Annotated in this window: 17 protein-coding genes and 8 pseudogenes; 12 read left to right on the forward strand and 13 right to left on the reverse strand. The window is 59.8% G+C overall.

Annotated elements, in window-relative coordinates; all coding sequences use genetic code 11:
- Positions 1 to 113 precede the first annotated feature (113 nt).
- Positions 114 to 461, forward strand: coding sequence for a (2Fe-2S) ferredoxin domain-containing protein (locus HAP54_RS22440; protein WP_029084658.1), 348 nt, complete (start codon positions 114 to 116; stop codon positions 459 to 461).
- Positions 462 to 620: 159 nt separating this feature from the next.
- Positions 621 to 1,668 (forward strand): annotated as a pseudogene (locus HAP54_RS22445) (IS630 family transposase).
- 350 nt (positions 1,669 to 2,018) lie between these two features.
- On the opposite strand, the pseudogene tnpC (HAP54_RS22450) reads toward HAP54_RS22445, so the two are convergent.
- The 3 genes and pseudogenes from tnpC (HAP54_RS22450) to HAP54_RS22460 all read right to left on the reverse strand — a co-directional run.
- Positions 2,019 to 3,384: pseudogene (tnpC, locus tag HAP54_RS22450) on the reverse strand (IS66 family transposase); the annotation flags it as partial.
- 189 nt (positions 3,385 to 3,573) lie between these two features.
- Positions 3,574 to 4,311: an OmpW/AlkL family protein gene (locus tag HAP54_RS22455; protein ID WP_224741829.1), complete on the reverse strand. Its 738-nt coding sequence runs from the start codon at positions 4,309 to 4,311 to the stop codon at positions 3,574 to 3,576.
- A 471-nt stretch (positions 4,312 to 4,782) separates the two neighbouring features.
- Positions 4,783 to 5,192: pseudogene (locus HAP54_RS22460) on the reverse strand (ArsC/Spx/MgsR family protein).
- 819 nt (positions 5,193 to 6,011) lie between these two features.
- Between HAP54_RS22460 and nifH the strand changes: the two are divergent.
- The 7 genes from nifH (at position 6,012) to HAP54_RS22495 (ending at position 12,236) form a co-directional block, all read left to right on the forward strand.
- Positions 6,012 to 6,896, forward strand: coding sequence for a nitrogenase iron protein (gene nifH, locus HAP54_RS22465; RefSeq protein ID WP_029084287.1), 885 nt, complete (start codon positions 6,012 to 6,014; stop codon positions 6,894 to 6,896).
- Positions 6,897 to 7,040: 144 nt separating this feature from the next.
- Positions 7,041 to 7,757, forward strand: a complete 717-nt coding sequence (locus HAP54_RS22470; RefSeq protein ID WP_224742052.1) for a nitrogen fixation protein NifQ — start codon at positions 7,041 to 7,043, stop codon at positions 7,755 to 7,757.
- Between the two features lie 386 nt (positions 7,758 to 8,143).
- The gene (gene nifW / locus HAP54_RS22475; RefSeq protein ID WP_029084289.1) at positions 8,144 to 8,485 is read left to right on the forward strand and encodes a nitrogenase stabilizing/protective protein NifW; all 342 of its coding nucleotides are present in this window, start codon (positions 8,144 to 8,146) and stop codon (positions 8,483 to 8,485) included.
- A gap of 309 nt (positions 8,486 to 8,794) precedes the next feature.
- Complete coding sequence (locus tag HAP54_RS22480) at positions 8,795 to 8,920, forward strand: hypothetical protein (protein WP_256375202.1); 126 nt, start codon at positions 8,795 to 8,797, stop codon at positions 8,918 to 8,920.
- Positions 8,921 to 9,471: 551 nt separating this feature from the next.
- Positions 9,472 to 10,581: an electron transfer flavoprotein subunit alpha/FixB family protein gene (locus tag HAP54_RS22485; RefSeq protein ID WP_166303912.1), complete on the forward strand. Its 1,110-nt coding sequence runs from the start codon at positions 9,472 to 9,474 to the stop codon at positions 10,579 to 10,581.
- Between the two features lie 11 nt (positions 10,582 to 10,592).
- Positions 10,593 to 11,900, forward strand: a complete 1,308-nt coding sequence (locus tag HAP54_RS22490; protein ID WP_029084292.1) for an FAD-dependent oxidoreductase — start codon at positions 10,593 to 10,595, stop codon at positions 11,898 to 11,900.
- Between the two features lie 39 nt (positions 11,901 to 11,939).
- Positions 11,940 to 12,236 (forward strand): ferredoxin family protein, encoded by a 297-nt coding sequence (locus HAP54_RS22495; protein ID WP_029084293.1) that lies wholly within the window; start codon positions 11,940 to 11,942, stop codon positions 12,234 to 12,236.
- A gap of 246 nt (positions 12,237 to 12,482) precedes the next feature.
- Here the strand turns inward: HAP54_RS22495 and HAP54_RS22500 are convergent.
- The 3 genes and pseudogenes from HAP54_RS22500 to HAP54_RS22510 all read right to left on the reverse strand — a co-directional run bounded on the left by HAP54_RS22500 (position 12,483) and on the right by HAP54_RS22510 (position 15,359).
- Positions 12,483 to 12,983 (reverse strand): annotated as a pseudogene (locus tag HAP54_RS22500) (carboxymuconolactone decarboxylase family protein).
- Positions 12,984 to 12,989: 6 nt separating this feature from the next.
- Complete coding sequence (locus tag HAP54_RS22505; RefSeq protein WP_029084294.1) at positions 12,990 to 13,544, reverse strand: peroxiredoxin; 555 nt, start codon at positions 13,542 to 13,544, stop codon at positions 12,990 to 12,992.
- Between the two features lie 685 nt (positions 13,545 to 14,229).
- A protein-coding gene (locus HAP54_RS22510) for an IS3-like element ISRj2 family transposase (protein ID WP_166204126.1) occupies positions 14,230 to 15,359 on the reverse strand; the annotation gives its coding sequence in 2 pieces (ribosomal slippage) (positions 14,230 to 15,107 and positions 15,107 to 15,359; 1,131 coding nt in all).
- Positions 15,360 to 15,628: 269 nt separating this feature from the next.
- Here HAP54_RS22510 and HAP54_RS22515 point away from each other — a divergent pair.
- A pseudogene (locus tag HAP54_RS22515) lies at positions 15,629 to 16,108 on the forward strand (transposase); the annotation flags it as partial.
- Positions 16,109 to 16,190: 82 nt separating this feature from the next.
- On the opposite strand, the gene tnpC (HAP54_RS22520) reads toward HAP54_RS22515, so the two are convergent.
- The 3 genes from tnpC (HAP54_RS22520) to tnpA are packed head-to-tail and all read right to left on the reverse strand — an operon-like array spanning position 16,191 to position 18,650.
- The gene (tnpC, locus tag HAP54_RS22520) at positions 16,191 to 17,864 is read right to left on the reverse strand and encodes an IS66 family transposase (protein WP_166205228.1); all 1,674 of its coding nucleotides are present in this window, start codon (positions 17,862 to 17,864) and stop codon (positions 16,191 to 16,193) included.
- A 46-nt stretch (positions 17,865 to 17,910) separates the two neighbouring features.
- The gene (gene tnpB, locus HAP54_RS22525) at positions 17,911 to 18,258 is read right to left on the reverse strand and encodes an IS66 family insertion sequence element accessory protein TnpB (protein WP_063676425.1); all 348 of its coding nucleotides are present in this window, start codon (positions 18,256 to 18,258) and stop codon (positions 17,911 to 17,913) included.
- Positions 18,255 to 18,650 (reverse strand): IS66-like element accessory protein TnpA, encoded by a 396-nt coding sequence (tnpA, locus tag HAP54_RS22530; RefSeq protein ID WP_166202956.1) that lies wholly within the window; start codon positions 18,648 to 18,650, stop codon positions 18,255 to 18,257. The genes tnpB and tnpA overlap by 4 nt, the downstream gene beginning before the upstream one ends.
- 41 nt (positions 18,651 to 18,691) lie before the next feature.
- Between tnpA and HAP54_RS22535 the strand changes: the two are divergent.
- Positions 18,692 to 19,585: pseudogene (locus HAP54_RS22535) on the forward strand (IS5 family transposase); the annotation flags it as partial.
- Here the strand turns inward: HAP54_RS22535 and HAP54_RS52545 are convergent.
- The 4 genes and pseudogenes from HAP54_RS52545 to HAP54_RS22550 all read right to left on the reverse strand — a co-directional run bounded on the left by HAP54_RS52545 (position 19,569) and on the right by HAP54_RS22550 (position 21,890).
- Positions 19,569 to 20,029, reverse strand: a pseudogene (locus HAP54_RS52545) (DUF2478 domain-containing protein). The pseudogenes HAP54_RS22535 and HAP54_RS52545 sit on opposite strands and share 17 nt — an antisense overlap.
- A complete protein-coding gene (locus HAP54_RS52550; protein ID WP_248114579.1) occupies positions 19,948 to 20,202 on the reverse strand; it encodes a DUF2478 domain-containing protein in 255 nt (84 codons plus the stop codon). Before HAP54_RS52550 ends, HAP54_RS52545 begins: the two are co-directional and overlap by 82 nt.
- Entirely contained in the window at positions 20,186 to 21,382 is a 1,197-nt protein-coding gene (modC, locus tag HAP54_RS22545) for a molybdenum ABC transporter ATP-binding protein (RefSeq protein ID WP_084518682.1), read from the reverse strand. The genes HAP54_RS52550 and modC overlap by 17 nt, the downstream gene beginning before the upstream one ends.
- 358 nt (positions 21,383 to 21,740) lie before the next feature.
- The gene (locus HAP54_RS22550) at positions 21,741 to 21,890 is read right to left on the reverse strand and encodes a hypothetical protein (RefSeq protein WP_166209436.1); all 150 of its coding nucleotides are present in this window, start codon (positions 21,888 to 21,890) and stop codon (positions 21,741 to 21,743) included.
- Positions 21,891 to 22,862: 972 nt separating this feature from the next.
- On the opposite strand from HAP54_RS22550, the pseudogene HAP54_RS22560 reads away from it, so the two are divergent.
- A pseudogene (locus tag HAP54_RS22560) lies at positions 22,863 to 24,860 on the forward strand (DPP IV N-terminal domain-containing protein); the annotation flags it as partial.
- Positions 24,861 to 24,914: the final 54 nt, after the last annotated feature.

A 24,914-nucleotide genomic window follows, 5' to 3' on the forward strand; every position in this document is an offset into this window, starting at 1 on the left:
GGAGTCAGCTGCTTCAATTGATCGATCCGGCGTTCAACTGAAGAATAGATTGTGCGGCAAGTACTCCGGCGTTGCCGCTTTTCAGATGAACCCGTTGATTGCAGGATAGGCGCATGAATGCAGAAACCGAATTCGAGCTTCCTCAACTTTACAGGCATCATGCCTTTGCCTGCCATACGCAGCGTCCGCCGAATCATCCGCACGGCAGCTGCGGCGCCTCGGGCGCGCAAGCCCTGTGGGATAGGATGGGCAAGGCGATCGAATCGCAAGGTCTGAACGATGTCGGCTTCACGGTGGCGGGCTGCCTCGGCTTTTGTAACTCCGGCCCTTTGATGGTCGTCTATCCCGACGGAGTCTGGTACCGCGCGACCACGCCCGAGGACGTGGACGAAATCGTAAATTCTCATCTCGTACAAGGCAAACGCGTGGACCGTCTTGTGATGGTGCTCAAGCGAAGCTAGTGTCCTGAGTCACAAGTTCGCAATCGTAGATTCGCAGTAGATTCGCGTCGCCGTGCCAAGGATGGAGGCTGCAGCAGCGACGGAGGATCTGATGGCGGTCCAGCAACTTGCGCCCTGACATTGAGCGAAGAAGAGCGTGCCGAACTGAAGTCGCTGACGATGCGGCGGAAGACGGCGCAGGCGCTGGCTCTGAGAGCCCGGATCGTGCTGACCTGCGCGGAGGGCGGTCAGAACAAGGAAGTCGCGGCCAAGCTGGGGCTGGACCGATCGACGGTAGGCAAGTGGCGGCGGCGTTTTGTGGAGCGGCGCGTGGACGGGCTGCATGACAAGCCGCGCTCCGGGGCGCCACGTACGGTTGACGATGCCTGCATCGAAGCCGTGATCGTGAGGACGTTGGAGAGTTGCCCTGAGAACGCCACCCATTGGAGTTCTCGCGACATGGCGAAGGCCAGCGGCCTATCAGTGTCGACGGTGCAACGCATCTGGCGGGCCTTCGGGCTCCAGCCGCACCGAATGGAGACGTTCAAGCTCTCGACCGATCCAAACTTCGTGCCCAAAGTGCGCGACGTTGTGGGCCTCTACGTCTCGCCACCGGAGCACGCCATCGTTCTATGTGTGGATGAGAAGTCCCAAATCCAGGCGCTGGACCGCAGTCAGCCGATGCTGCCGATGCGTCCCGGCCAGCCGGCCCGAAGAAGCCATGACTACACGAGGCATGGCACCACATCGCTGTTCGCCGCCCTCGATATTGCTAGCGGACGGGTCATCGGCAAGTGCATGGACGCCACCGCACCGCCGAGTTCCGCAAGTTCCTCGACGAGATCGAAGCTGCCGTGCCGCGTGAACTGGACGTCCATCTCGTCATGGACAATTACGCCGCGCACAAGACCCCTTGATCCGAAAATGGCTGGCTAAACGGCCGCGTTGGCACGTGCACCTGACCCCGACCAGTTCGTCATGGCTCAACCAGGTCGAGCGCTTCTTCGCGCTCCTCACCGATAAGAAGATCAGGCGCGGCATCTATCGCAGCATCGCCGCTCTCAGGGCTGACATCACTTCGTTCATCGACCGACACAACGCCGATCCAAAACCGTTCCGATGGACTAAGTCCGCCGATGACATCCTTGCTTCCATCGAACGCTTCTGCCGGTACAATGCCCCGGCAAAACACGACCCGATGTCGCGAACTTCTGGTTCAGGACACTAGCTGGCTTCGCTTAGCGCCGCTTGGTCCGGGCTATCGAGAATGCACGGCTTATCTGTTCAAAGACTGGGGTCGTTGAGCTGTTCGATCGTTCTTAAGGTGACTGGGTGCCCTCACGCCTCCAGGAGGTGCGCAACAGGAGGCCATTGACCTTGTCGCTGTGGCCTTGGATTCAAAAATGTTCGGTGAGAGACGGACCGGTCAGAGGAGTGCGCTTGATCGAGTCCGATGAGGCCCGAGCGTCACCCCTTTTGTAGCGCGGTCTGCCTCCCAGAGCGACAACCGATTTGAATTGCCGCCTTTGATAAGCGGCTGGCACTCTGCAGCGTGCGTAAGCGGCAAGCTGAGGCCGTTCACGCGGCGTGGTTCCATGGCATAAGCGCCTCGATCTGGCTGCTCGGCCAGCCGTTGGCGATGCGCTGAAGCGTGAGGGTGAGCCAGGCGAACGGATCGACGTTGTTCATCTTCGCTGTCTGCAGCAGTGTCGCGATGGTCGCCCAGGTTCGTCCGCCGCCGTCGCTGCCAGCGAAGAGGCTATTCTTTCTCGTAATTGTTTGTGGCCTGATGGCGCGTTCGACGATGTTGGAGTCGAGCTCAATGCGGCCGTCGGTCAGGAAGCGCTCGAAGATGGCACGGCGCGAGACGGCATAGCGGATTGCCTCGGCCAGTTTTGATTTGCCGGAGATCCGCCGCAAGGTCTGCTGCCAGAGATCAAAGAGATCTGCGACGACCGCCGCGGAGGCTTGCTGACGCGCGGCAACGCGTGCGTGGGGACTTTGACCGCGCACGGTCTTCTCGACCTGCCAGAGCTTTGCCATCCGCTCGACCGTCGTCGTTGCCACTTTCGAGCTTCCTGCAACATGCAGCTCGTAGAACTTGCGTCTGCTGTGTGACCAGCAGCCAGCCAATGTGATGCCATCATTGCCGCGATCGGCGCGCGCCAACTTGTTATAGGCGGCATAGCCATCCACTTGCAGGATGCCCCGATAACCATTGAGATGGCGGACCGCGCATTCGCCGGAGCGGCTGTCTTCGAAGCGATAAGCCACCATCGGGGGACCGCTGCGGCCAAAGGTGCGGTCATCTCTGGCATAGGCCCATAAGTAGGCCGTTTTCGTCGATCCGGAGCCGGGAGCGAGCGTCGGCAGGGTGGTTTCGTCGGCAAAGACCCGTTCGGCCTTCTTGACCTCGCTGAAGATGTAGTCGGCCATGATCTCGAGCTCGAAGCCGAGCTTGCCCATCCATTGCGCCATCAGCTGGCGGTCGAGCTCGACATGATCGCGCGCGTAGATCGCCTCCTGCCGGTAGAGCGGCATGCCATCGGCGTATTTGGCGACCGCGATCTGGCCAGAAGCGCTTCCGTCGGAATGCCTCCTTCAATGATATGGGCCGGAGCCGGCGCCTGGATTACGCCGTCCGCGTTCTTGAAGGCATACTTGGGACGGCGCGTGACGATCACACGGAACTTCGCTGGCACCACATCCAGACGCTCCGACACGTCCTCGCCGATCACCACCTTCTGCTTGCCGGCATGCTCAGCAAGGTCTTCCGGCTCAATGACGGTTTCGATCCGTTCCAGATGGGCGCAAAGCCCTTGCGCCGACGCGGTGCACGCTTGCCATCCGCTTGCTCACGGCCCTTGCTGACCTGGGCCTTGATTGCAGCGATGCCGGTCTCAATTTCCTCGAAGACAAAGGCCTGCTGTTCATCGTCGCCGTTCGCAGAGCTGAATCTAGTCGATCACTATTAGTGATGCAGGCGTTCCGCCACTTCATGCCATCAATTCGTAGCTCACAGAGCGAGCATTGTTGCGCGTGCAGTCCGGCGCTGGCGAGACGGTGCACCTTAAACTCGCCGTCTCGCTCGCATCTGAACAAGCCGATCTCTTCCCTGGAGCTTGTGCTATCGTCAGAACTTGTACGTGATTCCGCCGCTGACGAGCCATGGGTCGATATTGGCGCGGCCAGTGACGGCTATCGCATTGTTTACGGTCGCCGAGTAATCCGGCCGCAGCCACAACTTCTTCACGTCGAAGTTGAGGCCCCAGTGACGGTCAAGCATGTAATCGAAGCCGAATTGGACCGCGGCGCCAAACTGGTTGCTGATGCGCAAATCCGCCACCGCAAGCCCCGCGAGCGGCGTATTGGCTGCTGATTGGTTGAAGAATGCGGTGTAGTTGATGCCCGCGCCGATATAGGGCTTGAGCGGCCCGAAATCGGTGAAGTGATATTGCAGCGTCAGTGTCGGAGGCAATAGCCAGGCCTTTCCAACATCGAGCCCGTTGAGCGTGCCGCTACCGCTGATGTGATGGCTGGCCACGCCGAGAATGAGTTCGGCGGCAATGTTTTTTGTGAAGAAATAGGTGATGTCGAGCTCCGGTATCACTCGATCGCTGATCGACAGGCCGGAACTTGGTGACGACAGCGGCGGGGCTCCCGCGACGTTGACCGAGCTGGCTGCGCTGTCCGGCAAGACGCCGAGCACGCGCAGGCGGATCATCCACGGATTGAAGGGGGCGATCGGGGGCGATTTGTAATAGACCGGTGCCGGCGCCAGATCTGCAGCCTGTACCGAGATGCTGACGGAACTGAACGAGGCCGCGAGCGTGAGCAGCGATGCCGTCGTCAGAAGGGTTCTTGCTTTCATCAAGTTCTCCATTCCAAGTCCGCGCGAAGAGTCGCGCGAGAACCTCTGTCACACATTGCGGATGGAGAAGGATTTGATGCCGATCAAAATGGCTACGGCCGTAGCGCAATTAAGCAGCCAAGTTGCATAAGCACCATGGCCGGGAAGCGTCGTGGCGCCTGTTCATCGATATTCGACTCAATATTCTGTCTGAGCCGAACTCTACTAGGAACTGGTTATCATCTTATCGATCTGATCCAAGCCAGATGAGTCATGGGGCGATGGAGGCGGTCTAGCTGCAGCGGCCTCTTACACACCGTGAGCGCGAAAGGGTTGTGTTCACACGGAGCGCAACATGGGCTCCGCTGTGTTACAGACGAGCCACTCACACTTGCTTGTCGGCGAAAGGCGTGTCGGCGGTCCCTGAAGGATTCGGAAGGCGACAACGTCGCTCTTCGCGTCAGTTTCCGCACGATAGCATTCATCATCTCATTACATCTGGAGACAGCCTGGGGCTTTTCCTTCGTGCGGACATCTCTCGAGATCATCTTGCGTCTTCTGGCCAAGCATCGACAATACGGGCTCGTCATCGAATCCGGTGTATCTTGCACCGTCGGCGTTGATCAGCGGGCGTCGGATCAGGAGCGGATCGCGCAGCATCAACGCGAGCGCGCTCGCCGCGTCGATTTCGTCGGGATTGATATCGCCCGACTTGATACGAGGCGCGGCTCGGTTGAACGCAGGATGCGATCGGCTTATTGCCGAAGAAGAGGCGTAAATCCTCGGCAGTCCATCGCTCCTTCAAGATGTTCTTGGCTATCACGTCATGGCCAGCGGCCTTCAGCGCCTGCATACGCATTGGTGTCGCAGCCGGGTTTTTGATAAAAGATAATTGTCGCCATGGCCTGCTCCTTATGTAGGTACGGCGCGCTGAACGATCGGGCCGGCGACCGCCGCGTTCCAGAGTGCATTCGACCTTTTTTGAGAACCATCTCCAAGGTCAGCGGCTTTACCACCTGCCGCGGCTCATGCCGCCGACCGACTTGGCCTCCTCGGGCGTTTGCAAACGACCAAGATCCGGACATTTTGAAATTGAGCCGCTAACTCATCGATGAGCTCCTTTCGGTCTCGGAAAGAAGGCACCGAGCAGGAGTGCATTTGGCGTCAACCCATGGGTGACGCTTGAAAGGCGTCTTGGGCGGTAAGCTCGTGCGCCCCGATCTGGTTCATGCTGCATTGAATTGCAGGTCGCGCGGCAGATCGAACACCACCGGCGAAACACTACCTGCAAGGTTTCGCCGCCGACATCCTCACTCTCCTCCGATCGTCGACAAGGGGCTTGCAAGAAGAGTAGCAAGGTCCGTTCCACACATGATGCATCGGACAAGCGCGCCAGACCGGCTTTTCCGGTTGATTGGTTCTGGCCATTTGTTGGTTTCCTGACAGCTGCGCAGATCCTGTCAGGTCCAAAACAGCCAGGATCACGCATCGGCTCGCTGGCGGTTTTCAAAACGTAATCAGAAGCTTAATGTGCGCGGACAGGCGTTGGCATGGTGGTTGCTAATGAGCGGTAGCAACACTGAGTGAGGGCTGAGTGCACGCCGACGCTTAAGACGAGCGATGCGCTCCTTCCCTTGAACCCGTGTGCCCCGTTTCTGAACGAGAACAAGCTGGCGCGTACGAAGCGCGGAACTTTGGCAAATCGGTTGATGGAGAGCAATATGTCTTCACTGAGACAAATCGCGTTCTACGGAAAGGGTGGTATCGGCAAGTCGACCACTTCACAGAACACGCTGGCGGCGCTGGCCGAGATGGGTCAGAAAATCTTGATCGTAGGGTGCGACCCTAAGGCGGATTCGACCCGCCTGATCCTGCATGCCAAGGCGCAGGACACGATTTTGAGCCTTGCAGCGAGCGCCGGCAGCGTGGAGGACCTCGAGCTCGAGGACGTGATGAAGGTCGGCTACAAGGACATCCGCTGCGTGGAGTCCGGCGGTCCTGAGCCAGGGGTCGGCTGCGCCGGCCGCGGCGTCATCACCTCGATCAACTTCCTGGAGGAGAACGGCGCCTATGAGAACATTGACTACGTCTCTTACGACGTGCTCGGGGACGTCGTTTGCGGAGGCTTTGCGATGCCAATCCGCGAGAACAAGGCCCAGGAGATCTACATCGTCATGTCCGGGGAAATGATGGCGATGTATGCCGCAAACAACATCTCCAAGGGCATCCTGAAATACGCCAATTCCGGCGGCGTGCGGCTGGGCGGCCTGATCTGCAACGAGCGGCAAACCGATAAAGAGCTGGAACTGGCGGAGGCTCTGGCCAAGAAGCTAGGCACTCAGCTGATCTACTTCGTGCCGCGCGACAATGTGGTGCAGCATGCCGAGTTACGCCGCATGACGGTGCTGGAGTATGCGCCCGAGTCGCAGCAGGCCGATCATTATCGCAATCTCGCGAAAAAGGTTCACAACAATGGCGGCAAGGGCATCATTCCGACCCCGATCTCCATGGACGAGCTCGAGGACATGCTGATGGAGCATGGTATTATGAAGCCTGTCGACGAATCCATCGTCGGCAAGACCGCCGCCGAGCTCGCGGCCTCGTAAAGGTCGCGAGTCGCGGCCTTGTGAAGGCGCGCGACGGATGCCGGTCTCCTCACCTCCCCATCCGGGAGACCGGCATTCTGACGAACGACCGTGACCAAGATCAGGATGGGGCAGAGCAAACCAGATCGTGGAATCCATCGATTGATGTCCGAAGCGCACTTTCTTCCTTTTGTGGCCGCTTGTGCCGTTGATGCGAGCAGCCGGATGCACAGAGGAATTGCAACCTACCGTCTGCTCACCGGTGTGCCTCCTGAAGATGCCGACATTGCCACTGACAGTAATTTCGATTGCCATGTCCTGGCGTCTATTCTGGCGGTTGCCTCGATCGATGGTGGCCCTCTTCCCGAGAAGGCGGGCCTGTCCGGCCACGAGCTAGCGGCCTTGCTGGAGCAGCACTTTCCCTCGGTAGGGGTCAAGCTCGTGGAGCGGCTCCTGTCGGTCGAGTGCGATGAGAACGACGAGATCGCAATGGTGCGCGATCTTTTGCTCAAGCAGCGCTCGACGGAAGGACATATCGGTCGCTGGCTGGCCGCGATGATCGCGCGCCGCGCCATTGAGCCGGACCACCTGTGGGAAGGCTTGGGATTACGCAATCGTGCCGAACTCTCTCGGCTGCTCAGCCGCCACTTCGCGCCGCTCGCCGCGCGCAATATCAACAATATGCGCTGGAAGCGCTTTTTCTACCGTACGCTGTGCGAGGATGAAGGCCTCGTAATGTGCACGACGCCCGTCTGTACGCAATGTAACGACTTCAGCCTCTGCTTCGGCGAGGAAAGCGGCGAGAGCCGGTTGGCCGAGCGCCGGCGCGACTTTCTGTTGCAGGCGGCTCGCCCGGTTGTCCGCGGCGACTGGCCCATCTGAGTTGCCACAGGAATCTTCGAACGCCTCGTCCGGATTTGGCGGTTCGGAGAGGGGGGGGGGGGGGGGGGCTGGCTAGCGCCACTACAACGCGAGCCCATCATGTATCCAAGGCGATGCCGCGCCCAAGCGCTCCGCGACAGGTCCTGTATCCCGGCGCTCTGCAGTCGCGTTCGAATTGAGCATGGCAACAAGCAAGGTGAGGCGTCTTTTCATCGGTGCTGAGTCGTCACCGGCGAGCCCGTGGGCCGCGGTATTGTGGACGCAGCTTTCCAGGGCCAGGCTTTGGCCGTGGAGAGCAGCCGTGCGAGCTAAGGCCTGCAGCAGGATCGTAGGTGCTGCCACAACTCGTCGAACGTCGACGAACTAAGCCAAGGGAGATTTTTGCAATGAGCAACTCATGCTCGCCAGCCGGGATCCTGGATCGGCTCAGCAAGGCCTCGTCGGCGGAAGAGTTCTTTTCGCTGCTAGGCGTCGATTACGAGCCGAAAATCGTCAATGTTGCGCGCCTTCATATCCTAAAGCGCATGGGACAATATTTTGCCAAGGAGCAGTTCGCCGGTGCCGCAGAGCCGGAGATCAGAGCTCGGTGCAAAGCGTTGCTGGAGCACGCCTATGCCGATTTCGTGGCATCGTCACCGATCGAGCAGCGAGTGTTCAAGGTCTTAAAGGAAGCCGTCGCAGACCCTAACAAGTCGGTGGCGTTTGTCCCGTTGAGTGCGCTGAAGTGATTTCGTGCTCCACTGCGGTGTGGTTTGTCCCACCTGGCCGGGTGACGGTGTCTTGTACAGCCTTCGTCTTCATTCAAATCAACCCCTCTGCAGCCTGACGCGAGCCGCGCTGTCGTATTCCCGACCCATGTCTGAGCTGCTGCTCGTGCCCGCGGTGTCAGGGGCCATTTTAAGTGTCTTCCAAGACGTTGCCTTCGCGCGAAATTCCATGGTTCTTGCGACTGGTACGACACTTGCTGTTGTTCTGCCGATCCCGTCTTCGATGCCGACAGATGGTGGCCGTCCGAGATGAGATTTGAAGGAGGACCTATGACGTCGCTTCTACTATCCGCCGAGCGCTGCGGCATGATCTTATGGCTCACGCCAATGCCGTTCGAAATAGCCTTTGACGCGACCGAAGCCGGCATGGACCGCGAGATGGTGGTCAATGGGTAAGTCACCCGTCCACGCTACGCCCGGAGCGGGTATGCACATGGTCGTCCGCATCGCGCAGGCCTCCGATCATGCGCAGATCCGCATCCGCTCCATGGCCGATGGCAAGATGCGTCAAGAAACGGGGCCAACGTCGGCTCTTATGAGTTGTCGGCGCCGGAGGCAGGGCAGGGATTGCGTGACAGGAGCGGTGGCCAGATCCCTCTGGCCGTCACAGTCAACGCGGAGCGCGGGGCCGAAAGCGAGACGCCGGTATTGCGCGATCACCGGACTGACTGACCCAAGGTTGGCAGCGGCCGGTCAGATTGACCGCGGCGGCCTGGCCGCCGCGGTGGCGCTCGTCGAAGGGAGCGCGCAAGGAACCAAGGTCGAGCATCTCTGCGAAGTCTCGCCCGTCCGCTACGTCTACCGCGGCGGCGCGTCTCGCCGCGATGGTGGGGCGCGCCGAACGGACGAGCGGCCGGCCAGGCACTGACCAAAAGTGATCTTCCGTTGAGCGAAGTAGAAAGCAATCCTGTGGTGCGTGCGCGCGTTATTTTGAGAGGATCTAGAGCATGAGCAATGTCATAAAAACGAGCACGCTGGCGGCTGGCGGCCGAGCGGCAGCGAAAAAGGAACTGCCGGAGCACTTTAAAGCATATAGGCATGTCTGGGTCTTCGTCGAGCAGGAGCGCGGCCAGGTGCATCCGGTATCCTGGGAGCTGATGGGTGCGGGGCGCAGGCTCGCCGACAGGCTGAAGGTGAATCTAGCTGCGGTCGTTATCGGCCCGGAGGGACAGCCCACGCGTAACGCCGCGCTTGAATCCTTTTGCTATGGCGCAGATCTGGCTTATCTCGTGAGTGACAATGTCCTGTCAGATTATCGCAACGAGTCCTATACCAAAGCGCTAACCGAACTCGTCAACACCTACAAGCCGGAGATTCTGCTATTGGGTGCGACGACACTCGGTCGCGATCTCGCAGGTTCCGTGGCGACGACCTTGTCGACAGGGCTCACTGCCGACTGTACCGCGCTCGACGTCGACACCGATGGTTCGCTTGCAGCGACGCGTCCGACCTTTGGCGGCTCGCTGCTCTGCACGATTTATACCTTGAATTATCGTCCGCAGATGGCAACCGTTCGCCCGCGCGTCATGCCGATGCCAGAGCGTGTGGTACGCGATGCCGCTCGTATCATTATCCACCCACTTGGCCTCGTTGAAGACGATATCGTCACGAAAGTGCTCTCCTTCATCCCCGATCGCGATTCGGAAACGTCCAATTTGGCCTACGCCGATGTCGTGGTTGCCGGCGGCTTGGGGCTGGGGTCGCCTGACAATTTTCGGCTGGTGCGCGAGCTCGCAACTCTGCTTGGCGCCGAGTATGGCTGCTCGCGTCCTCTGGTGCAAAAAGGATGGGTTACGTCTGACCGGCAGATCGGCCAAACCGGCAAGAACATCCGGCCAAAGCTCTATATTGCTGCCGGAATTTCCGGCGCGATCCAGCACAGGGTCGGTGTGGAGGGGGCGGATCTGATCGTCGCCATCAATACCGACAAGAACGCGCCGATCTTCGACTTCGCCCATGTCGCGATCGTCAGTGACGCCCTGCATCTGCTACCGGCGCTGACAGCTGCGTTTCGGGCGCGGCTTTTGCCGAATTCCCGTGCTCGGATCGCAGTCTAGAGGAGACAATGATGATTGAGGAGAGGTTCGATGCGATCGTGGTCGGAGCGGGTATGGCAGGCAATGCGGCGGCCTTGACCATGGCCAAGCGCGGCCTGAAGGTGCTGCAGCTCGAGCGGGGCGAGTACCCCGGATCGAAGAATGTGCAGGGCGCGATCCTCTATGCGGATATGATGGAGAGGCTGATCCCCGAGTTTCGCGAGGAAGCGCCGCTCGAACGTCATCTGGTCGAACAGCGGTTCTGGCTACTGGACGATCGCTCCCACGTCGGCATGCACTACCGCTCGGATGACTTCAACGAGGAGCGGCCGAACCGCTACACGATCATACGCGCGCCGTTTGACAAGTGGTTTTCGTCGAAGGTGCGGGAGGCCGGGGCGACCGTGTTGTGCGAGACGACAGTCACCGAGCTCGTGCGAGACGACCGTGAGAGGGTTGTGGGAGTTCGTACAGATCGCGGCGGCGGCGAAATACATGCCGACGTTGTCGTGCTGGCCGAGGGTGTCAATGGACTGCTCGGGACGCGCGCTGGCCTGCGCGCGCGGCCGACACCCAATAACGTCGCGCTCGCGGTGAAGGAAATGCACTTTTTGCCTCGCGAAACCATCGAGGCACGTTTCAATCTTAAGGGCGATGAGGGCGTCGTGATCGAGGCGGCCGGAACCATTTCTCGCGGCATGACCGGAATGGGTTTCGTCTATGCCAACAAGGAATGCATTTCGGTCGGCATCGGCTGTCTCGTCGCCGATTTCCAGCGCACCGGCCAGACACCCTACGGCATGCTCGATCATTTCAAGCAGCATCCGTCCGTGGCACCGCTGATCGCAGGTTCTGAAATCAAGGAGTATGCGGCGCATCTCATTCCCGAAGGCGGCTACAAGGCAATCCCGCAGCTCTACGGTGATGGGTGGGTAGTGGTGGGGGACGCGGCGCAGCTCAACAACGCCATCCATCGTGAGGGTTCCAATCTTGCGATGACCTCAGGCCGCATCGCGGCGGAAGCAATCGCCGAGATGAAGTCGCGCCGCGAGCCCATGACGGCGAAAAATCTGTCGCTCTACAGGAAGATGCTAGCCGATTCCTTCGTGATCAAGGATCTCAAGAAGTACAAGGACTTGCCCATGCTGATGCACACCCATTCGCAAAACTTCTTTCTTACCTATCCGCAGCTCATCTCCAAGGCGATGCAGAACTTTGTGCGCGTCGATGGGACGCCGAAGCTTGAGAAGGAGAAGGCGACCCTGAAATCCTTTGTCAAGGCGCGGTCATGGAGGGGCCTGATCGGCGATGCGTCTCGCTTTGCTCGCGCCTGGCGCTGACCGCCAATAGTGTGAGGTTCAGCAATGGAAGGTCAAAGCATGAATGTCGAGCCCTCGGTGCGCGTCGAAGACAAGCTGTATTACAACCGATATCTTGTCGACATCGGTCACCCCCACGTCAAGGTACGCGCGCACACAACGCCGTCGGCGGAACTGCTTGCGCTCTTGAAAGTCTGCCCCGCACGATGCTACGAACTCAACGACAATGGACAGGTTGAGGTAACCGTCGATGGTTGCATCGAGTGCGGCACCTGCCGCGTGATCGCCGAGCCCACCGGCGACATCCAATGGAGCCATCCGCGCGGCGGGTATGGGGTGTTGTTCAAGTTTGGCTGAGAGTGAACGAACACAGCAGTATGATCGCCATGTAAAGGAGGATCTCGCCGCCACAGTTGCGCATTCCGCCTCTCTGCACGGGTTCAAGTTCGAACGAGGCGCGCACCTCGAGAGGACACCCCACAAGACAGACATTGCATCAGGGATATCACGATCACTCGGGATGCGCGTAGGAATGGTTGTGGCGCCACTGAACTGCGCCACAAAGGTGTCGAACCGGTGGAAAGGGAGGAATCAGCCGGTCGCCTAAGGGGGAGTAGACCCTGCGGCCTCGATAGCAACTGCCACTGACTGCACGATCGCGGCAAAGCGCACGGCGGTCTGATGGCTTCGGAACTTACGCCAGCGGCCCGCAGCGTCTTCTCGTGGGCGTCAATACAGGCACCGCAGCCGTTTATAGCCGAGACCGCCAACGACCGCTCCGGGATTGCCGATCACGTTCATGCGCAGCCGTGGTTGCATGGTGTTGGAGACAAGGTGAACGAAGCGGTAGTAAGCGTTGTTCATTGCCATCACAGAAGCGGCGGATTTCGCGGCGGCGATTGCCTCAGGCGTCATCACGGCGGCCGCAGCCGATTCCATCGCGGCAACAAGGGCCGCATTGCGGGTGGCAATCGCGGTCGCGAGCATCAGGCCATATTGTCGCTGCGGCGAGAGCGTCTCATCGGCCACCAAGGACGTCAGATTGAGCCTGACGTCCTTGGCACAATCGGGAATCTTCTCGTGCAATTGCTCGATCGACGACATGGGGCCTCATGCAACCTTCAGGGTTTCGCCGCCGACCTCGCGGTTGCAGGGACAGAGCTCGTCGGTTTGCAGCGCGTCCAGAACGCGGAGTGTGTCCTTTGGGCTGCGCCCGACATTGAGATTAGTCGCATAGACGTGTTGGATTGTGTTGTCGGGGTCAACGATAAAGGTGTAGCGATAGGCGACACCCTCGGGTGAACGCACGCCAAGGCCATCGACCAGGGCCCCCTTCGTGTCGGCAAACTGCCAGATCGGTAGGTTGTGAAGGTCGACATGTGAGCGTCGCCAGGCGAGCTTGCAGAACTCGTTGTCGGTTGAACCGCCCAGTACGATCGCATCGCGGTCGGCGAATTCCTTGGACAGCCGGCCAAACTCGGCGATTTCGGTTGGGCAGACGAACGTAAAGTCCTTGGGATAAAAGAAGATGATCTTCCACTTTTCTGGAAAGCTTGTTTCTGTCAGCGTCTCGAACGCACTCTGTCCTTCTTCTTCTTGCACTTGAAAGCCGGGCTTCACGCCTGTGACTTCGAACGGCGGCAACTGATTTCCAATTCCGAGCATGCTGTCCTCACGAGTTTGTTTTATAATGATCGTGCCTCACCGGTGAAGCAAGCTATATGCCATCCGTTCTCAAGACCCGATTGCTGAAACGACGCCAACTAGTGACGTGGCTGCGTGCATTTGATCCACGTTTCGATTGAATCTCACACTCGCTTTCAATCATGCTTTGCGGATGCGCGATGTTCGCGTCGCTTGGAGTATCGGTTAGGGCCATGCTATGTGGCGATTGGGTTGCCGCGGTTCTGAAGATCCGCAGCCAGTGCACGGTCCGGGTTCGACGACTGCAGCAAAGACGGCAATCGGACCTGAACTTCGACGATCCGTCTTCGATCGACAGGCACTGCAAAACCGACTGAGGGGGTGATGCTAGCGTCGACCGGGTAAAGCACGCGCGCAGCTTGTCGAAGTGCGGCTTCTTGCCGATCAGGGTCCGCAATCAGCACGTTCACAGAGCATCACGGTGGCTCACAATGTAGGGCGGACGCCGGAGCTAAGCTTGCTTTCGTTGTCGGCGAAGCAGCCCGACGGGTGATTTCGGGAGAGCTGGCGCCGGTTGTTTGGACAGCGCCCCGCGGGATTTAAGTGGATTCCTGCCGGGTTATGCTGAACGCGGGGCCTTACGATTTTGTCGTTGCGTCGGGAGGGCGTAGCCCGACCAGAGCGACGACAAAATCGTCGGCGACGGTCATGCGGCCATCACCATAGCTTGCGTGCCGAAGTAAGCCTCGTCGGGCGTGCGCCCGTCAAGGCTCGAGTGAGGGCGTCCCTGATTGTAGAAGGCCAGATACTTGGCAATTGACGCTCGCGCCTCGGACACGCTGTCGTAGGCGCGGAGATAAACTTCTTCGTATTTGACCGTGCGCCAGAGCCGCTCGACAAACACGTTGTCGCGCCAGGCGCCCTTGCCGTCCATGCTGATGGCGATCTTCGCGTCCAGCAGCACATCGGTGAACTCGAGGCTGGTGAACTGGCTGCCCTGGTCCGTGTTGAAAATCTCGGGCCTGCCGTGCTTCGCCAACGCCTCCTGGACCGCTTCGACGCAGAAGGCCGCCTCCATTGTGATCGAGACGCGATGGGCCAGGACCCGTCGGCTGAACACATCGACGACCGCCGCGAGATAGACGAAGCCACGCCGCATCGGAATGTAGGTGATGTCCATTGCCCACGCCTGGTCGGGCCGCTCGATCTTCAATCCGCGCAACAGGTACGGGTAGATCTTGTGACCCGGTGCCGGCTTACTCGTGTTCGGGCGACGATAGACCGCCTCGATCCCCATGCGCTTCATCAGCGTCGCGATGTGGCGGCGACCGGCGTATACGCCCTCCCGCCGCAGCAACGATCGCTGCATACGCGCTCCCGCGAAGGGATAATCGAGATGCAGCTCATCGAGCCGACGCATCAAGGCAAGGTCCTCGGCCGAAACTGGCCGAGGTTCATAGTAGACCGTGCTGCGAGCCAGCTTCAGGACCTTCGCCTGGCGCACGATAGAAAGATCATGACCGCGGTCGATCATCGCTTTGCGCTCAGCAGGCCCGCCTTGGTGAGCGCGCCGGACAAAAAATCGTTTTCCAACGCCAGCTCGCCGATCTTGGCATGTAACGCCTTCAAATCGACCGGCGTCTCGGCCGACGCCTTGTCATGCCCAAACACGCCGGCGGCGCCTTCCAGGAGCTGGTTTTTCCAGATCGTGATCTGGTTCGGATGAACATCAAACAGTTGCGCCAGCTCCGCCAGCGTCTTGTCGCCTTTGACCGCAGCCAAAGCAACCTTCGCCTTGAATGCCGGAGAATGCATCCGGCGGCTCTTCTTCGTCATCTTCGCTCCTGATTCGCGGCAAGAATCCTCGCCGCTGTCAGGCAGAAAATCCACTCAAGCTACTGTCCGAATTTGCGGAGCCAGCTCTGGGGTCAACATAGTCGCCCGTTAAGAAGCTTCCAGGCGACTGATCTGGAATCGTAATTTGGCTGGAATGACGTTCTGAGATTGCAAGGTTTTGGTGTTTTGTGCATCGGAAGCTTGCAATTTCGTTTTCGAGATTCCCTCGACGGGCGAAGCATGATTCCCTGTCCGCATCGGAGGGCACGATGCGGCCGAAGAAGCACAAAACGACGGGAGCGAACGATTTTTTCCGGGCGCGGCTCGACCAGATCATCAATCTGAAGCACGAGCTGGTCCGGCTCACCGGCAAGATCGATTGGGACTGGATCGACGGCGAGATCGCGCCGCTCTACAGCGAGAACGGCCGGCCGGGGATTGAGACCCGCTTCGTGATCGGGCTGTTGTTGCTCAAGCACATTTACGGGCTGTCCGATGAGGGGGTATGCGAACGCTGGGTCCACGACCCGTATTTCCAGTACTTCACTGGCGAAGAGTTCTTCCAGCACGCATTCCCGCACGAGCGCTCGGACCTGAGCCATTGGCGCAAGCGGCTCGGCGACAGACTGGAACTGCTATTGGCCGAGAGCCTGCGGGTGGCGCACGACGTCGGCGCGTTACGCGGCAAGGACCTTGAGCGGGTCACGGTCGACACCACGGTGCAGCCGAAGGCCATCACCTTTCCGAGTACGCATACGACGGAGGCCGCCTGATTGACGCATGCGCGCGGGCACGGCGAGGTCTATGATGGCATTGGGTGAAGGGTGAAGGTCAGGCGGCCTGCTGATTGGCTGGCTTGTCGGCCTGGCGCAGGAGCTTCCATTCCCAGGGCAAGAGCTCGTGCAGACGCGATGCGGGATGATCGGCGATACGGGCCAGGACGTCGGCGAGCCAGGCCTTGGGATCGACGTCGTTGAGGCGACAGGTCGTGATCATCGTCAGCATGATGGCGGCACGGTCGGCGCCGCGCTGGCTGCCGGCGAAGGTCCAGTTGCGCCTTCCCAAGGCGATGCCTCTCAATGCGCGCTCAGCGCAATTGTTGGTCAAGCAGATCCTGCCGTCGTCGAGGAAGCGGGCGAAGCCGTCCCAGCGCCTGAGCATGTAGTTAATCGGCTTCAGGACCTCGGAGGAACGCGAGAGGGTTTCGCGCTCGCGGAGCAGCCAGGCATGCATGTCCTCGAGAAGTGACTTACTCTGTTCCTGGCGAGCGGCACGCCGCTCGCCGGCACCGCGGCCGTTGATGGCGCGCTCGATCTCGAACAACGTATCGAGGCGTCTGACAGCCTCCAGCGCGATCGGGGAGACCGGTTTGCCTTTCTTGCCTTCCCGAGCATTTTTCTCGATATCAGCCAGCTCGAAGAAGCCCCGCCGCGCATGGGCCACGCAAAACGCCGGCGTAATCGGCAGCGCCTTCTTCTGCGGGTCGAACAGCGGCTCGAAGCCGCTGTAGCAATCCGCCTGCAAGATGCCGGCGAAGGCGGCCAGATGTCTCTGTGGATGCTCGCCTCGTCGGTCGCTCGAGGCGTAATAGACCGCTGCCGGCGGCGCAGGCCCGGCGAACGGCCGGTCATCCCGCACATAAGTCCAGATCCGCCCGGTCGTGCACTTGCCCTTCGCCAGAATACGGATGGTGGTGTCGTCGCCATGAAGGCGCTCGGCAGCGAGCACGTGGCGTTCGATCAAGTGGAAGAGCGGCATGACGGCGAAGGTCCCGTGGCCGACCTGGTCGGCCAGCGTCGACAACGGCAGGTCGATCCCCTCGGCCTTAAAGCGCGCACTCTGGCGGTTGAGCGGGATATGCATGCCGAACTTGTCGAACAGGATCGTCGCCAGCAATTGTGGGCCGATGAAGCCGCGCGGCGTGGCATGGAACGGCGCGGGCGGCTGGCTGATCTTCTCGCAATCGCGGCAGGTGAACTTCTCGCGTACCGTCTCGATCAGCTTGAAGCGGCGCGGGATCTCCTCCAGCGTCTTGGTCACATCCTCACCGATCTTCGCCAGCCGCGATCCACCGCAGCAGGCGCAGGTCGTTGGAGTCTCAATGACGACGCGCTCGCGTTCGATATCGTCAGGCCATGGCTTGCGCACCGGCCGCTTGCGCATGAAGGGGCGGACGTTCTGCGTCTTCGCCGCTGCGGCCTGTGCGGCAAGCTCATCCTCGCTCGCCGTGGTGACGAGTTCTTCGAGCTCCAACTCCAACTGCTCGAGCAGCCGTGCCGAGCGCTCGGATCGCTGCCCGTGCAGTTCGCGTTTCAGCTTCTCGATGCGCAACTCGAGATGAGCGATCAGCGCCTCGGTATCCGACAGTTTCGCCTGCGCATTCGCGGCTTGCGCCTGCCAGTTGGCGGCCTTCGCCTCGGCTTTCTGTCGCGCCTCACGCTCGGCCTGCAGCGCCGCCAGGGCACTGACAAGGTCCGATGGAAGATCATCCGGCTTCGATATCATGGAGCCATTGAATCAGATCGAGCAGCAGATTCAAACCGTAAAACGACTATCCGACCCGCGTCGGACGCTGGGTTTCTTGAGGGTTGCGCCAATCGATCCCGGACAACAGATAGCTCAACTGCGCCGGAGAGATCGTTACCGATTCACCAGCAACCGATGGCCAGATGAACCTGCCTCTCTCGAGTCTTTTGGTGAACAAGCAGGCGCCCTGGCCATCGTGCCAAATGACCTTCAATAGATCACCGCGTTTGCCCCGGAAGCAGAAAAGACCGCCGCCCATGGCGTCGCGCTTGAGCACTTCCTGCACGCGCAGAGCCAGGCTCGGAAAGCCGCACCGCATGTCGGTATGGCCCGTCGCCAGCCACACCCGCACGCCCGTCGGGATCGGGATCATCGGCGCGCCAGGCCCCGAGCAATTCGAACGACCGCCTCGATATCCGCACCGGGGCCGAAGACCACGCGCAGCCCCTGAGGGCTCACGATTTCGATCTGACCTGTCTCGACAGCTTCCGTCGTTGGCGGCGTACTTGCCGCAACTATCGCAGGGACGAATGTCGGGCCGATCGAATCCTCTTCGGCCGGATCATGACAGGTCCAAGCCTTGCGCCAGCTCAGCAGAAGCTGACGTGATATCCCATACCGGCGAGCCGTCGCCGACACCAGTCGTGGCCCCGAGAAGCTCTCCTCTACGATTCTGAGCTTCTCCGCACGCGTCCAGCGTCGCCGCCGACCGGTCTCCACCAAATCCATGCGGCTCAGCACCGCACTGTCCTTATGTCCGTCCATAAGGACAGTCAGCTACAGATCGGAAAAACTCGCAAGACGGCCGCCCTCGGACGGATACCTTTCCGACCGATGCCAAGCTGCTGCATGCGGCGATCCAGGGGCTCAACCGCCTAGCGAGGAAGCACGGAGTGCGGCTGCGGCAATCCTATTCTCGGATCGCCAAGGCCACCGCGATGATGGCGGGACGCTACGCCCATGCCAAACAGTTCAAGCGGCACCAGCGGCAGTTGCGCATCCTGCGCAGCCGCCTGGGCCGGATCATCCGCGACATCCGCCGCAAGATCGAAGGCCAGGATGCGCTCGAAGAGGCGTTCGCACTCCCGTTGAGCCGGGCCACGCAAATCCGCTCGCAGCAGCAGCGCCAGCGCGGCTGGAAGCTGTATTCCTTCCATGCCCCCGAGGTGGAGTGCATCGGCAAGGGCAAGGCCAGCGCGCCTTACGAGTTCGGCGTGAAGGCTTCCATCGTCACCAACAACCGGCCTGCTCCCGGCGGCCAGTTCGTGCTGCACGCCAAGGCGCTGCCCGATAACCCTTACGACGGTCACACCCTGCGGGACGTCATCGACCGAACCGAGACACTCACCGGCTGCGCGATCCAGTGCGCCTTTGTCGACAAGGGATACCGCGGCCATGACGCACAGAACCCGCGCCGCGTCTTCATCTCCGGCCAGAAGCGCGGCGTCTTCGGCACTATCAAGCGCCAGCTGCGGCGCCGCTCCGCTATCGAGCCCGTGATCGGCCATTTGAAGGCTGACGGACACCTCGGCCGCTGCTACCTCAAAGGCCGCGCCGGCGATGCCGCCAACGTCATCCTCTCCGCCGTCGGTTACAACTTCCGCCGCATCCTCGCCTGGCTAAGGGCTCTTTGGTACCTCTTCCTGGCTGCCTTCTTCTCAGTCACCAGCCACCGCACACCACTCAAATCGGCTTCTTAACCGACGACAACATATCCGAACTACACACATACGTCATCAAGCTGTCCGGTATCATAGCGCCCAAATGGCCGCAGCCGCGACTAACCGCCCGGGCGGCGCGCTGGCGGGATGGAGATATCGCGCCACCATTCCTCGACACTAGTAGCAACCTACCAATGTCCCCAGCGAAAGTTCGCCAATCAGCAAGACATGTTCTTGGAACGGCCGTCAAGAGTGGCACACCGCGGGTGATGGCCTCTGTGAATTCGGCGCGCAGGCCGTGGCCAACGGCTTCTTGTCTGGCAAATTTGCTGATCACCAGGAGATCGACCTTGTCGCAAAGCGCCCGGGAAACGACAGCTTCGGCTTCGGCAAGGGCGTATTTAGATTACAGGACGTAGCTCCGCTGCCGAGTGACTGGTAAATCGAGATCTCTTGCCCCGTCGCAACGTCCACTGCAAGCATAGGTGCGTACCGTTTGTGGCCCAGAAGCGACGCTGGACGATGCGGCTGACGCGTACGGCTTGCCGCGCAAAATCCTGAACGAAATCGGCGAGCAACCTGTCGACGTCGTCTTTCGGCCGGTAGAAAATCGCAGCCACAGCATTCGGATCGATTTCTTCAAGGTTGCCGATCATGGCCGTGGTCCGATTTCTGTTTGTTTCTCGCGTCGACACTTACCTGTCGAACTTCTCCTGCCGGTGTGGAAGGCGTTATGAGCAACCGCTCGGGGAGCGCGGCCGGCAAGGCTCGCGCGACCTCGGCGAATACGTCCGTTCCATTGCTAAGCCCTAGTTCATCAAAGGAGCGGCGTGTGATGCGGGCCAAAAGTGGCACGCCCGAACGGCCAGTTTCGAGAGCCAGAACCAACGTGACCTCAGCTTCGTCGAACGGCAGAGAGGCCTTGATGCGTGCCGGAAAGATATTGAGCATGGAACTTGCGCGCGGGGCCTCGCGCGCGATGCTGACGTCGCTGGCTGCGATGCGCAGCCGGAGCTGCGCGCCTGGTCTTAAGGGCGGTCCAGGTATCAACAGACGCGCACCTTTGAGGCGGAGGATGATCAGCCCATAGCGCCCGTCATAGCCGCCGACTACGGTGTCGATGCAGACCGCCGCTTCGCCGCGCCCGGCAAGCGCTGGATTGCTCTGCATGGCATGCAGGGGACCGACCGCAGTCACAACGCCATTTTTCATCATGACGAGATGATCAGCAAAGCGTTCGATGTCAGCCATGTCATGGCTGATATAGATCATCGGCAACGTGAGCTGTTCACGTATGCGCTCGAGAAATGGCATAATCTCGCGCTTGGCGGGGCGGTCGAGCAAAATGAGCGGGTCATCCAGCAAAAGTAGCCGGGGTTGGGCCAACAGCGCGCTGCCAAGGGCAAGCCGCTGTCGCTCGGCGCCCGAAAGGTGTGATGGCGAACTGTCAAGCAGTGACGCCAAGTCGAGCAATTCGACAACACCATCAAAGTCGATCAGTGCTGGCTTGGATTGTTTCGCGTTATACAAAAGGGTACGCTTGACGGATAAATGGGAAAAAAGGACCGGTCGGTGGAATACATACGTGACGGGACGCAGATGGGGCGGCCGAAACGTGGTCTCGTCCTGCCAAATCTCGCCATCGATCGCGCAGAATCCGCTCGGTAGACGCTGAAAGCCGGCGATGCAGCGCGCGAGCGTGGTCTTGCCGCACCCAGGGGGACCGAAAACGGCCGTGACACCTTTGGCTGGTACGCTGAATTGTGCATCTAGGGGGACTCTTGCGAGAGAGCCGTTGAAGGCGACTTCGATACGGCCAGGTTTTGCGTCTCTCACTTGCCTGCACCTCTGCTGTAGCGATCAATCACGGTCACGGGCGGAATGGCCGCAAGGGAGATGATCACCATGCCGCCGACAATCCAGTCTGTTTGGTTCCAGCGCGGCGTCTCCGCCCCCGGGGAGGCCACAAGGTGCGGCCGCTGGATTGCAGATTGAGGGTGTTACGACAGCCGGCATCTTATGCGTCTCCGCGCCATCGAACATCGCGGCAATCGAACGCTCCCGCGCGCGCTTGCCGATGACACAGGTAAGGTGGGGTTCCAGTGTCGCGCAATTCGTAGCCGGGTTGGCCGGACGGAGATTATCCAATCGTTGAAATGGCACGGCTTGCGTCGTTTCGCTGTGGAGGCGTGGGCTATCGCGCCAGTTCAATACTGCCTCGCGGCTGGCAATCCAATGGCACCACAGCGTTGATAGCCGAAATAAAATGTGCGCCAGCGCCGATATTGATGGCTTCCGCTTTTTGCGGCGCAAGCAGCATCAAACTCAGATCGACCAGGATCAATCGGATAAGCCTCATTGGGACTCCGAGGGTGGTTCGCCGCGAGGAGCTTTCGACGCGGCAGCCCCTTGCTCCTCACCCAGCAATCCGCGTGCCGTTCAAAAATAGGGTGCGCGGCCTGCTCGGCTCATCGTGAACTCGCATAGGTCGGAGCACAGTGTGTGGAATGGCCGCATTGTATCGTTGGGTTTCAGACGTTCGCGTCGCCAACCGGCCATGCAGGATAGACGAAATCAAAAGCTGTAGATGCTGCGGGCTTTGCGTCGAGAAATGGGTTGGTGACCGCACGGTCGTGACGATCGCTCTTGATGCAAAAGCTTAGATTATCCAATTCGTCGCCCGATCCGGTTAACGATCTATGATGGATATCCCCGGTTGCCTCCACAGCTGATCGGGTAAGTTCTCATCGGGTTGATCTATCGCGATCCTACGGTCAGCGTAGTCCGCGCTTCCCGAAATCCTGAGGCGACTTGTTTGAGTGATTCGGCAACGGGCGCGACAAATACCTCCCATTCGCAATGGCATTCCGGACATTGGTCGCTACAGCTGGCCGACGCTGCATGCGTTTTGTGCTCCTCAGACTGGCGCCTTGTTTCAACAATGACCGATCTTGTCGTGTGACGATATCGTAATCAAAAGAACGCGGAGGTGCACTACTCGTTGGCATAGAGTCTGCACGCGATAAGCGGCGTGGAGGGAACACTGTAATGTCGGTGCTGCAGCAATCACAGGCGGATCGCGTGTTCGCGCGGCGATATGCGATGTGGTGGATTGTTTGAGGCGCTTGCAGCTCTGGCGAGCCGCCAATGTCCATCAGAACGCCGAACGGTTCTGTTCTTACCAGAGGCTAAGTGCAGGCGTCACTAAAGAATCAAGGGCACGACGAAGGAAACAGCTGTGTCCACCGGAAATGGCATATCAATCGGGAAGTCACTCAGATTGACTTCAGCCTACAATTGGGAGCGGTGAATGAGAATGTACAAAGTTCTTGCCGTAACGGTGGCGCTGTTGGCCCAGCAAGAATGCAAGGCGGCGCAGAGCCTGCCAGGACATCGTGAATGCGCCGCTTGCACAATCCGATTACGAGCGGGCGCTCACAACAGAGGACCGCTATGCCCGGCTTACTGTCAATGTCCCTGACGTGCCGTTCTGGCTCGGCGAGGGCGACGCGCTCGTCTACCGCCGGACAACGCGAGGCAAGCAGCAGTTCATTTTCGTTGATGCCGGCAGAGGGGTAAGGCAGCCGGCGTTTGATCAAGCCCGCCTCGCGACGGCACTGAACAGGGCGAGCCACAAGCACTATAGGCCAGAGAATCTTCCTTTCGACCATTTCGAGCTGGCCGACAAGGGTGCCAAGATTACCTTCAATATCGAGCATCTGCGTTGGAGCTGCGATCTTGTCAGCGATGCCTGCACAGGTGCTGCAATGCAACCGGGCGACAGCCAGCGGAGCCCCTATGACGACACGCCACTGGCAGAGAACGATCCTGACAGGACAAGCGCCTCGCCTGACGGAAAATGGCTGGCCTACATTCGAAACTATAACCTCTACCTGCGCAGCCAGATGGCTTGCAGGACATCCAGTTGACCTGGGACGGGTCCCAAGCCGACTATTATGCTCTCTTCACGCTAAGCTGGTCTCCAGCCTCAACTCACCTGGCTGCCTACCGAGTCCGTCCGGGTCTCCAGCGGGAGGTCCATTACCTCGAATCCTCGCCGGCGGACCAGCTCGAACCCAAGCATTCCACGATGACGTATCCTAAGCCGGGCGATGCCATCACACTACTCCAGCCCGTGCTGTTTGACGTCGCGAGCCGACGCGCGATTGCAATCGATGACGCCGCATTCCAAAATCCGTACAGTCCTTCGGCGGTCCAGTGGTGGAAAGACGGTCGGGGATTCACCTTCGAGTTTAATCAGCGTGGGCACCAGCTCTATCGTCTGATCGAGGTCGACGCCGCCACAGGTCAAGTGCGCTCGCTGATTGATGAGGTGAGCAAGACATTCGTCGACTACCAGCCATTGGTGATGGACCAGGTGAATACTGGAAAAACGTTCCGCTACGACATCGATGATGGGATGGAGATCATCTGGGCCTCGGAGCGCGATGGTAACGAGCATCTCTATTTATTCAATGGCCGGACAGGCGAGCTCCAAAACCAGATCACCAGAGGTGATTGGGTGGTCCGCGCGGTGTATCATATTGATCCGATCAAGCGTCAGATCTGGTTTGGCGCGAGCGGAATGCACCCCGGCGAAGATCCCTATTTCGTCCATGCCTATCGCATTGACTTTGATGGGAAGGGACTCACGGCGCTCACACCTGAGCCGGCAAATCATCACATCGAATTCTCGCCTAACGGTCGCTACTATGTCGACCTTTGGTCTCGCATTGATGTTCCGCCCCGCATGGTGCTGTACCGCGCCAGTGATAATACCGAATTGATGCAGGTTGAGAGCGCCGAGATTGCCGAGCTCATCGCCGCTGGCTGGCAGCCACCCGTCAGTTTCAACGCCAAGGGGCGCGACGGCGAGACGGACATATGGGGCGTCATTCATCTGCCCGTTGATTTCGATCGAAACAAAAGATACCGCGTGGTGGAGCATATCTATGCAGGTCCGACAGGTTCCTTTGTTCCCAAATCCTTCTCGGCATCGTTTGAGCCGCTCACGCAGCTCGGCTTTATCGTTGTTCAGATCGATGGCATGGGTACGAATCATCGCTCGCGCGCGTTCCATGACGTTGCTTGGAAAAATCTGAAAGACGCGGGCCTTCCCGACCGGATCCTATGGCACAAGGCGGCGAGCGCGAAGTATTCTTGGTACGATGTCGCCAACGTCGGCATTTTTGGCGGGTCCGCTGGCGGGCAGAACGCGGCTAGCGCGTTGCTTTTCCATCCCGATTTCTACAAGGTCGCGGTCGCAAACAGTGGCTGCTACGACAACCGGCTGGACAAGATCTGGTGGAACGAATAGTGGATGGGCTGGCCGGTCGGGATCGAATATTCGCAGTCCTCCGCCATCGAT

The organism is Bradyrhizobium sp. 2S1 (assembly GCF_011516625.5).
GTDB classification, from domain to species: domain Bacteria; phylum Pseudomonadota; class Alphaproteobacteria; order Rhizobiales; family Xanthobacteraceae; genus Bradyrhizobium; species Bradyrhizobium septentrionale.